This window comes from Bacteroides sp. AF29-11, assembly GCF_003602895.1.
Taxonomy (GTDB): Bacteria; Bacteroidota; Bacteroidia; order Bacteroidales; family Bacteroidaceae; genus Bacteroides; species Bacteroides uniformis.
On record NZ_QTLY01000001.1, the window covers coordinates 614,456 to 625,357 of the forward strand.

8 protein-coding genes are annotated in these 10,902 nt (G+C 45.9%); 4 read left to right on the top strand and 4 right to left on the bottom strand.

Going from position 1 to position 10,902, the window contains the following annotated elements; translation table 11 throughout:
* Positions 1-27 precede the first annotated feature (27 nt).
* The 4 genes from DWZ03_RS02310 to DWZ03_RS02325 are packed head-to-tail and all read right to left on the bottom strand — an operon-like array spanning position 28 to position 5,516.
* Positions 28-1,548, bottom strand: a complete 1,521-nt coding sequence (locus DWZ03_RS02310) for an ADP-ribosylglycohydrolase family protein (RefSeq protein WP_057281532.1) — start codon at positions 1,546-1,548, stop codon at positions 28-30.
* Positions 1,549-1,565: 17 nt separating this feature from the next.
* Positions 1,566-2,972: a sugar porter family MFS transporter gene (locus tag DWZ03_RS02315; RefSeq protein WP_057281458.1), complete on the bottom strand. Its 1,407-nt coding sequence runs from the start codon at positions 2,970-2,972 to the stop codon at positions 1,566-1,568.
* A 28-nt stretch (positions 2,973-3,000) separates the two neighbouring features.
* On the bottom strand, positions 3,001-4,425 hold the full coding sequence (locus DWZ03_RS02320; protein ID WP_172793031.1) for a calcineurin-like phosphoesterase C-terminal domain-containing protein: 1,425 nt from the start codon (positions 4,423-4,425) through the stop codon (positions 3,001-3,003).
* Between the two features lie 11 nt (positions 4,426-4,436).
* Positions 4,437-5,516, bottom strand: coding sequence for a DUF4434 domain-containing protein (locus DWZ03_RS02325; protein ID WP_057281533.1), 1,080 nt, complete (start codon positions 5,514-5,516; stop codon positions 4,437-4,439).
* 325 nt (positions 5,517-5,841) lie between these two features.
* Here DWZ03_RS02325 and DWZ03_RS02330 point away from each other — a divergent pair, with 325 nt between their 5' ends.
* The 4 genes from DWZ03_RS02330 to DWZ03_RS02350 all read left to right on the top strand — a co-directional run bounded on the left by DWZ03_RS02330 (position 5,842) and on the right by DWZ03_RS02350 (position 10,889).
* Positions 5,842-7,044 carry an ROK family transcriptional regulator gene (locus DWZ03_RS02330; protein WP_035447319.1) on the top strand — a complete coding sequence of 401 codons (1,203 nt, stop codon included), beginning with the start codon at positions 5,842-5,844 and terminating at the stop codon, positions 7,042-7,044.
* A 476-nt stretch (positions 7,045-7,520) separates the two neighbouring features.
* Positions 7,521-8,672 carry a hypothetical protein gene (locus tag DWZ03_RS02335; RefSeq protein WP_035447805.1) on the top strand — a complete coding sequence of 384 codons (1,152 nt, stop codon included), beginning with the start codon at positions 7,521-7,523 and terminating at the stop codon, positions 8,670-8,672.
* A 1-nt stretch (position 8,673) separates the two neighbouring features.
* A complete protein-coding gene (locus tag DWZ03_RS02340) occupies positions 8,674-9,441 on the top strand; it encodes a M15 family metallopeptidase (protein ID WP_034525946.1) in 768 nt (255 codons plus the stop codon).
* Between the two features lie 200 nt (positions 9,442-9,641).
* Positions 9,642-10,889 carry a THUMP-like domain-containing protein gene (locus tag DWZ03_RS02350; protein ID WP_005834323.1) on the top strand — a complete coding sequence of 416 codons (1,248 nt, stop codon included), beginning with the start codon at positions 9,642-9,644 and terminating at the stop codon, positions 10,887-10,889.
* Positions 10,890-10,902: the final 13 nt, after the last annotated feature.

A 10,902-nucleotide genomic window follows, 5' to 3' on the forward strand; every position in this document is an offset into this window, starting at 1 on the left:
CATCTAAACCAGCCCTTTACATTCACATTATTTATCTGTTGTATAAGAAATTACATCTCTTACCCAAATATCTGCTCCTTCAACGGGGTTTACCCATTTACAAGTCACGGTATATTTGCCATAAGACTGTACATAATTAAAGAACAACTCATGCTTACGGTGATTATACTTCAGCGGAAGCTTGCATACCTCAATCAATCTATCATTGAAATACACTTCCAGTTCAGCAACGTAATCTTCGGGCACATTCTCACCTTTCAATTCACCTTTAATGACAGCCCCCACACCTTCAAATTCGAAGGTCGGGAAATTAGCAATCCAATTCTCCACTACCACTTTTTTATCAACTTTCAAGCCTTCGAAGCTAATCTCCAATTGTGCAGGTTCCAGTTCTTGAAAACAGATAGTCACCTCATCGCTTCCAACTTTTCCACCGTTTTTTTCTATCATTTGTAAAGCGTGCCCAAAACTCAATTCACATCCTTTATTAAAGCTCACTGTATTATTGAAAGGAATATCTTCGACTACAGTCAGCTCTTTTCTGAATTTCTCAGGAATGCGATTATACCCAATCATTGTTCCCAAAATTCCCCCGGAAGAAGCCGGATTACAATCTGAATCCTGACCGGCACGTGTAGAAATATCAATCGTCTTCTCAAAGTCACCCTGCCCGTAGAGAAGCCCTAAAATGATATATGCACCGTTCACATAAGTCTCAATATTGAAAGGCATCTCAACCCCATCTGGACAAGCAATATCATTGGATCCCCATTTTTTCTCTATTTCTTCCCAACATTTTTTCCAATCCTCTGGATACTGTTTATGCCAATTTATAACATCAGCCATGCATGCATGAAAACGACTTTCCCGAGGAATAGACCTCAACGCCTCCGTCACAACATACTCAACATCATCGCTCACATAAGCCAAAGAGTACATGGCTGCTACATATACACCACCATACCAGCCATCGCCATACGCCATGATGTGTCCTACACGATCGCAAATTTCAGTAGCACTATTTACCATACCTGGAGCCATGATACCTGCAAAATCCGCTTCAATCTGAAAATCCAGACAATTGGCATGGGGATTATTTTTCCAATGCCCGCTGGCGGGAGGAGTCAAGCCATGAAGAAGATTGTAACGGGCCATCTGATTGGCATGACACAAAGGGTATTCTTTAGCCAAAAAGGCTGTGGCAAAAGAATCGGCCGGAGCATCCAAACCGCATCTTTCAAAAGTCTCCACAAAAGTCAGGTCGACATATACATCGTCATAAAGGCCGCCACCACCATCGTACCATTTTTTAATTTCACCCGGTCCCCAAGGCATCACTATCGAATCCGGAATCATAGTAGACAGATAGCGGAACTCTGTAGGACCTCCATACGTACAGCCGATAACCTGACCGGCCCAAGCACCTTTTACTTTATCAAACAGAGCATCTTTTGATAGAGTAAGATTCAAATTCTCGTTTTGAGAACCACCACATGAGCATAAAGTTGCCACCAAACAACCACTCAATAAAATTTTTCTAATTTTCATCATATCTATTATTAAGGTCAATTTTTTGTTTTCATCCAATAACGTTCAATCTCTTCCAATGATTTTCCGGTGGTCTCCGGCACCAGTTTCCAAACTATCAGCATGTAGGGAATACACATGGCAGCAAACAGGAAGAATGTTCCGGCGGGGGTAAGATTTTGGAGCATCCAGGGGGTAAGCTGCCCAATCAAGTATGTACCTATCCACAATGCAAAACCGGCAATGGACATGGCCAGTCCACGCACCCGGATTGGATACATTTCGGAAAGCAATACAAACACGACTGCGCAAATGGAAACCGCACAGCAAAACACATAGAACAAAAAGAAAACTAGCAGGAATAGGCTTGAAATGCCCCATGATTCTCCGGCAATAAAATAAAAGCCTATCAATACCAATGAAAGAATCATGCCTGAAACACCGTAATACACCAATTTCTTACGACCCACTTTATCAATAATGGCAAGAGCCAGTACAGTAGTCAGGGTATTGACTAGCCCCACCAACACCTGATAGAACAAGGAATCACCACCGGAAAGGCCAGCCCCTTCAAAGATGGAAGGACCATAATACAAGACTGCATTCACTCCCATAAACTGTCCGAGGATGGCTATACATACACCAATAATAACGGCTTTCATAATACCCGGCGACAAAAGCAAGGACCACTCTGATTGGGTTTCGGAAGTAAGAACAGACTTCGTTTCGTTCAATTGCACCAACGCTTCTTTGGAAGAGCTGTAAATGTGCTCCAAAATATTGACCGCACGCTCTTCACGATTGCGGACAATCAGCCAACGCGGACTTTCCGGAATAAAAAAGACAATGGCAAAGAACAGCAAAGCAGGCAAAGTCTCCATTCCCAACATTCCTCTCCATACTTCATTCACAAAAATCCAGTTAAACCAGCTATCGGCAGCTCCTGCATGGGTCTCAGCATACATAAGCAACTGATAATTCATTAGATAAGCTCCTAAAAAGCCAATGGTAACCGCTAATTGATAAAGTGATACCAAGCGTCCACGATACTGAGCTACCGACACCTCGGATATATAAAGAGGGGATACAATGGAAACCACACCGATACCTACACCTCCGACAATACGGTAAACCACCAACTGATTGAAATCTGCACATACCGCACAACCGATAGCAGACATGGAAAAGAGTATGGCCGACAGAATCATGGTACGTTTACGACCAAGCTTGTCACTTAAAATACCAGCAAAGAGCACTCCTACAATGGAACCTATCAACGCACAGCCTACATACCACCCTTGCGACATGGTATCTAAATTAAACTGAGCGGTTACCTTGGCAATGGTACCGGAAATGACTGCTGTATCATATCCGAAAAGAAATCCTCCCAAAGCAGCCACAACAGACAAGAAAACTACATAACCAATATTGACCGAAGATTTCATAGTATAAAATTTATCGATTAAATTCAAATTATTCTTTTACAAGTTGCTTATAAACAGTACCGAAGCGATCGGTCACCAGTACTTCTATGCGAGCCTTTTTATCTTTAGGAACAGCCTTAAACAAATGATTGGTAGGAAAAGCATTCACCCAGAGTGCACCCATCTTTTCACGATCGGAAAAAGCTTCTACAGCAGCCGGATCCAAACCTTTACAACGGGTCATCTCACCCATACAAGTACCATTCTCGAACCACTCTACCTTCCACTGCTCATCCCAATTCCAGACATTGGCCAGCACTTCTTCGGGAAACTCTTTCGAACTACCCGGAGCATAAGCCTGAAACTGGTATTCCAGCGGATAATCTACCGCTTTGTAGTGCCACTTCACCTGATTACCATCTACCTCATAAAGTCCAAAGCCTTGGGGGGTACCGTCAGAACAAAGCATGGATTTCCAAAAACCTGCACATACAGCAGCTGTATTGTGTTCCATTAACCGGTCGTTGAACACCACGTTACCGTTCACATGGGTATGTCCGGTAATGAGGTGTGCCTCATGGTCTTTCAGCAAATCATACAGACTATTGGCATTGCTTGTCTCGTCGGGTAGCAAGGCATTGAACTTGATGTCCTTGGTAGTGCTGGAAGGAATATGCATCATTACAAATACCAGATGATCTTTCGGCACCAAAGCCAAATCTTTCTCTATCCATTGCAGTGTACGTTCATCAATGTAACCTATATAACGATAATCCCTATTGATATAAAAACAATTGTCTAGTATAATATAATGTGCCTTTCCACGATTGAAAGAATAATAAATGGGACCAAAATAGTCCTCATAGGTCTTGTATGAATGTTCAAAAGAACGTACACCCATTTCCATATCATGATTTCCTATGATACGGTAAACAGGCAATCCCAGACCGCCAGACACTTGAATGTAATCTGGGTATAAACCAGGAGTATTACCCACAATGTCACCACAATCCAACACGAAGGCATCACGCTCCTTGGCATACTTTTCCATAAAGGCTCGTGCCTTACCTACATAAGAACGATAACTGTCTAAATGCTCCTGACAGCTGACTTGCACATCAGTCTGTACCATAAACACATGCTTCATATCATCTTTCAGATTCCTCTTCAATTCAAAATCATACTTTAAACGGCCTTTCTTAAGCGGGAAAAAGAAAGCGATATGCCCACCACCCTCTTGCGGCAGATAACCTGCAGGCGTGGAAAGATATACAAACCGAGCATCCCGGTTGCGCGGCAACTCATAACGGCCCTGAGCATCAGTCAGCACCACGTCAAAACCATCTGTCACCACAACACCAGCAAGCCCTTTGCCTTTACAGGTCACCACGCCTTCAACGGGATCTGGATAAATTGCAGCCTGCATGATTGAGACAACCAAGAACAGACAACAACTGCAAAACAATCTGAGCATAAAATTCATAATCACTTAATATTGAAATATTCCTTATACCTATTACACAAGTGTCCTGCCTGCAAATATGCTGATTGGGGACTCATAAAATGAGAAAACTCAAAAGTGATGGCCTTGTCATAACCGGCTCGCTTGGCAGCCTCCAGCTTCATCCGTAACTTGTCAAACTTAATAGGCAAAAAGTCGATGGGCATGTCACGATCAAAGGTTTCAGCGTTTGTCCAACATTTCATGCCATACTTATCAGCCAGCTTTTTGTTCACCGTAAAGAAAGCATCCAGTTCATCGTAATCGATATGTCCGTCCTGAAAAGCACAGGCGTCAACCACATCATGAATGCCATCGAAAATTTCATTCCACTCCCTTTCATGCTCCTGAACAGAAACCGCATCCTCCTTTGTCAACTTATCTGTACCCATCACGGCCTTTTTCCCGTCAATCCACGGAGAAATAAAAGTCGGCAAACCGCCGGAGACATCCTTGCATTGTTTGCCCATCGCATGAAAGGCATCAATGGCACCCTTCGTCTTACGGCTTATCTCACCACTGATATACCATCCGCCGAAACTCTTGTACTTCTCACCGTACCTGCTCCACACCTCATCAATCACATACTTGTTATCCTCAACCTCCCACGAAAGGTCACCGGTATCCCAGTACTTGCCCGAATCATATAAACCAAAATAGAACTTCATGTGATATTTCCCCGCCAGCCGAAGGAACATGTCCAACAAATCGACGGAAGGCATATAACACCCTTTGCCCAGCAAATGCGCCGAAGGATAAGTAATGAATTTGCGATAACCCGACCGGATCATTATGACCGTGTCAATTCCAATACTCTGCATATACCGGAAATCCTGATCCCATTCCCTTTCCCCCCAATTCTGATGGGGAATATCATGGGATATCTCATCCAAGAACGTGCCGGTAATTTTAAGTGCATCGCCCATGGGAACTAGCATGGAAGAGGCAGACTCTTGAGAAAAGAAGCAATCCCCATCACCCTCTCGCCCCAACAATGAAGGGGCCATGAATGCAGACGCACCGAACAAAGCGGTCCTCTTTAAAAAATCCCTGCGTGTTTTCATTATTAATAAAATTAAGATCAACCATTATATATTAAACCTATCGAATACACTTTTTTAAGATAAAAAATCAATTATGTTTTTCATTGTTTTAGATATTAATTGTTATTATTCAATTATCACGCTGCAAATATAGATATATTTATTATATTTGCAAGACTTAATAAAGTATTTAATTAATATATAACCTACAATTAATATATATTAACGCGTAATTACAAAACAATTTACATAATAACAAATCAAATACATAATATTTCAGAATAATAAATCCGTATTTATTAATATAATAAGCAAAATAGAGTAAATAACATAAAAATACATACATATGAAACAGAATTTATTAAAAGAAATGGAAACCGGGAGCAAGAATGCACTCTTAAAAAAAAGGATCATCACACATTATATATATAATGGGAGCTCCACTATTACCGATTTGGCCAAGGAACTCGATCTGAGTGTGCCCACAACCACCAAATTCATCAATGAAATGTGTGAGGACAACTATATAAACGACTATGGGAAACTGGAGACCAGTAGCGGCCGCCATCCAAGCCTATACGGACTCAACCCGGAATCAGGATACTTCATTGGAGTGGACATTAAGAAATTTGCCATAAACATCGGACTGATCAATTTCAAGGGGGATATGGTGGAAATCAAGATGAACATACCATACAAGTTCGAAAATACACAGGAAGCTTTGGAAGAACTGTGTGCACTCATCCGAAACTTCATAAAGGGAACGGAAATCAACGACAAGAAGATAATGAACATCTGCATCAACATCTCCGGAAGAGTAAATCCGGAATCAGGATATAGTTTCAGCATGTTCAACTTTTCAGAGCGTCCTTTGGCGGATGTACTGAATGAAAAGATAGGATACCCGGTCTGCATAGACAACGACACAAGGGCCATGACCTATGGAGAGCATATGCAAGGATGCGTCAAAGGGGAAAAGGACATCATCTTTGTCAACATAAGCTGGGGACTCGGAATCGGCATCATCATAGACGGGAAGGTATACACGGGAAAATCTGGATTTTCCGGAGAATTCGGGCATGTCAATGTTTTCGATAATGAAATACTGTGCCACTGCGGCAAAAAAGGATGCCTGGAAACGGAAGCCTCAGGATCGGCACTACACCGCATCCTGTTGGAAAGAATCGGTAGCGGAGAAAGTTCCATACTATCAAAACGGACTGCAGAAAATCCGCCCACCTTGGATGAAATCATCACCGCAGTCAATAAAGAGGACTTGCTATGCATTGAGATAGTGGAAGAAATAGGCCAAAAACTGGGAAGGCAAATAGCTGGATTAATAAGCATATTCAATCCGGAACTAGTAATAATCGGGGGTACACTATCATCAACAGGAGACTATATAGTGCAGCCAATCAAAACGGCAATAAGGAAATACTCATTGAATCTGGTCAACAAAGACGCCACGGTGACTGTTTCCAAGCTAAAAGACAAGGCTGGAGTAGTTGGGGCCTGCATGCTGGCACGGAGCAGAATGTTCGAAATTTAAAACGACCATTGCCAGCATAATGGGATTGACAAAGAGTATACCAAGAACGCAACTATCATATGCAAAAATATTGAAAAAGCGAGTCAGTAGTTGGTTACTGATAAAAGCACAGAATAAACCAGCATCATGATAACCGATTTCCAATACTGCCTCATATTGTGGAATTCGAAAATGCAGATTATTAAACTGTCAATAAAGAGAAGATGGAATCTATAGGATATACTCGGAAATATTACGAACATAACAAAGATTTGGGAAAGTATACCCTAAGATAAGGACAGAAAAGCAAGAAGCCATCATTACGGGTATCTATATTACTATAATTCCCTATCTGTAGCCTGCGTAGTGGGTTTAGGTGACGGAAAGAGGTTGTGGCAATCACAATCTCTTTCTTTTTATGATACATGGGGCAAGCTGTTGCATTTCAGATAAAATCCTTTACCTTTGCCGGCAAACACATTTATCAAGATATCAGGATGAAGAAAGTACTTAAATTGGCCGGAGGATTCATGGTCGGGGCATGCATCGGTTTCGTAGGAGTAATAGGTGTAAGAGTCCTGGTTTTGGGAGACTCGTTCGACGGTTTACACAGCAAGTTTGCCGAAACCGGCATGCTGGAGACGGTAGGAATTTCCCTGTTAGCCATACTGATTCTGCTGTTCTCCATCTTCCTGCAAGTACTTCTGCACGAAGGCGGGCATCTTGTCTGCGGACTGGCAACCGACTACCGCTTCGTCTCCTTCCGCATCTTCAACCTTACCTTCATACGGAAAGACGGGAAATTATGCATCAAGCGTTTCAGCCTTGCCGGAACGGGAGGCCAATGCCTGCTTACCCCACCCGAAAGGCCTCTTGAAGATATCCCAACCACCTTGTACAACCTGGGTGGAGTGCTTGCCAACCTGCTGACCGCCATCCTTGCCTTCCTCCCCCTGCTGACCGTAGACGGGCTGCCTTACCTGCTGAAATTCTTCCTTCTGATGCTCTCTTTGATTGGCATTCTCCTTGCAGGGATGAACGGCATCCCCATGAAGATGGGCGGCATCGGCAATGATGCCGACAACATGTGCCTGCTTCTCAAGGACAGCAAGAGCAAGCAGGCACTGGTCACCCAGCTGCGCATCAACGCATTGGTGCAAGAGGGCATGCGTCCTAAGGACATGCCTGCCGAATGGTTCAGCCAAACGGAAGACATCAACTACAAAGATGCCCTGCAGGTCACCATAGCCTTGATGAGCGCCTCGCGCCTGCTCGACTGCGAAGAATGGGAAGCCGCCTACAATGCATTTGAGAAAATAATGAGCCACCGGCACGAAGTCATCGGGCTTTTGATAAAGGAAACCGCTTGCGAGCTGCTCTTCACCGCATTGGTGACAAAGAGGACCGCACGGGCAGAAGAATTATATACCGATGAGCTGGATACCTACATCCGGCAATATAAGGATGTGACGTCTTCCAAACAGCGGCTGCTCTGCGCCCTGGCACTCTACCGGGACAAGGACACAGCAAAAGCAAAGGAGATTTACGAAGCCACCTGCCAACGGAAAAACAAATACTTGATGCAGGGAGAAGTCAGTTCGGACATAGCCTTGATGAAATCAATCCTTACCGCCAAGAATGCCTTGTAAGATGGAACGATATTTCTTTTACTTGTTATATCTGCTGCTTGGCTGCTCACTATGCGGTTGTAGCAGAAAACAAGCGCCAAAGCAGGCACAAGACCCAGATACGGAGACCACCATCCCGTACGCCGACACCATAGCGGCACCCGTCCCTCCGGCTCCGGTTAAAAGCCGGACAGCCCGCTACCTGGACTCCCTCGGTTTCGTCAACATCGCCGAAGCGGACAGCAGCATCGCCATCGACTTGATGTACACCCGTGCCGACAACTTCACCGGAACCCTATTATACGAAGACCTGAAAGAAGCCTACCTGCACCCCGATGCCATGAAAAGCCTGAAGCGGGCACAACGCCTACTGAAAGAACAGTACCCCGGCTACAGCCTCATCGTCTACGACGCAGCGCGCCCCTTGTCCGTACAGCAGAAGATGTGGAACGTAGTGAAAGGAACCTCCAAATACATCTATGTCTCCAACCCCTCACGCGGCGGCGGCCTGCACAACTACGGATTGGCGGTGGACATCAGCATACTCGACGATAAAGGAACTCCTCTGCCCATGGGCACCCCGGTAGACCATCTGGGCAGGGAAGCCCACATCACAGAAGAAGCCGTGCTCGTGGCACAAGGCAAGCTTACGGAACAAGAACGTGAAAACCGGCTGCTGCTCCGGCAGGTAATGAAAGAAGCCGGATTCCACCCGCTACCCAGCGAATGGTGGCACTTCAACCGCGTCAGCAGGCAGACGGCAAAGGAGCGATACCGGGTCATCCCTTAACTCTCACCCCCAGCTTGTCCGGAAACTTAAATTTGCTATCGCTTTGACGCGGATGACGCAGATGACGCGGATTTTTATATTCTTAATCTGTATTATCAGCGTCATCTGTGTCTGAAAAATAATCAGACAGAAAGCTGCGAATTTATGCCCCACTTTGTCCTTTTTGAGATAACTTTGCATCAGAATAAATAAGCCAAGCCATGCCTTTATCCCAAGACACCCTCCGCTTCATCCGCGAGCATCGCCGCGACGACGTGCGCAGCCTTGCCTTGCAGGCACGCCGCTACCCTTCGGTAGACATGCCCGCCGCCATCACACAGATTTCCGGCTGGCAGATTGCCAAAGAGAAGATACCCGCATGGGCCGAGAACGAGCATATACTCTACCCCGCCCACCTTTCTCTGGAACAATGCTCCTCCCAAGCAACGGCACAGTATAAAGCGGAGATTATAACTAACCTGCTACATACAGAACAAGAACATCCCGCGCAGAACAGTACCCCCGCATCAGCCGGCACCTTTACCGACCTCACCGGAGGTTTCGGCATCGACTGCGCCTATCTCTCCTCCCGCTTCGGGCATGCCACTTACGTCGAGCGCCAGGAAACCCTCTGCCAGATAGCCGCACACAACTTCCCTGTCCTCGGCCTGAACCACATCTCCGTCTGCCACGCAGACAGCGTCCGCCATCTGCAAGAGATGGAACCCGTGGACTGTATATTTATAGACCCTGCCCGCCGCGACGGACACGGCGGAAAGACCGTAGCCATCGGCGACTGCGAACCCGATATAGCCGCCCTCGAAGAACTGCTGCTGCGCAAGGCAAGACACGTACTGGTAAAACTCTCCCCCATGCTCGACCTCACCCTTGCCCTGAACGATTTGAAGCATGTACGAGAGGCACACATCGTCTCCGTGGGCAACGAATGCAAGGAACTGCTGCTCTTGCTGGGACAAGGCGAAGGAGTGCCGGCAGACGACATCCCCATCCATTGCGTCAACTTCACCGGTGTACCGGCTCCCCAAGCCCTCGTCTTCACCCGCCGGCAGGAGAAGGAGCGTGCATGCCCCTACACCCCTCAACTGAAATCATACCTCTACGAACCGAATGCCTCCGTGCTGAAAGCCGGTGCATTCCGCAGCCTCTCCTCATTGTATAAGGTGGAAAAACTGCATCCCAACAGCCACCTCTACACCTCGGACCACTTCCTGCCGGACTTCCCCGGCCGCAAGTTCCGGATTACCTCCTCCTGCGGCTTCGGCAAGAAAGAAGTGAAAGAGATGCTGGCTGCCGAGAAAAAGGCGAACCTCACCGTGCGCAACTTCCCCGCCACCGTGGCCGAACTGCGCAAACGACTGAAATTGGCCGAAGGGGGAGGCACTTATCTCTTTGCCACTACTCTGGCAGACGAGAAGAAGGTACTTATCCGCTGCCAGGCTACGGGATAAGACACCAACCCCT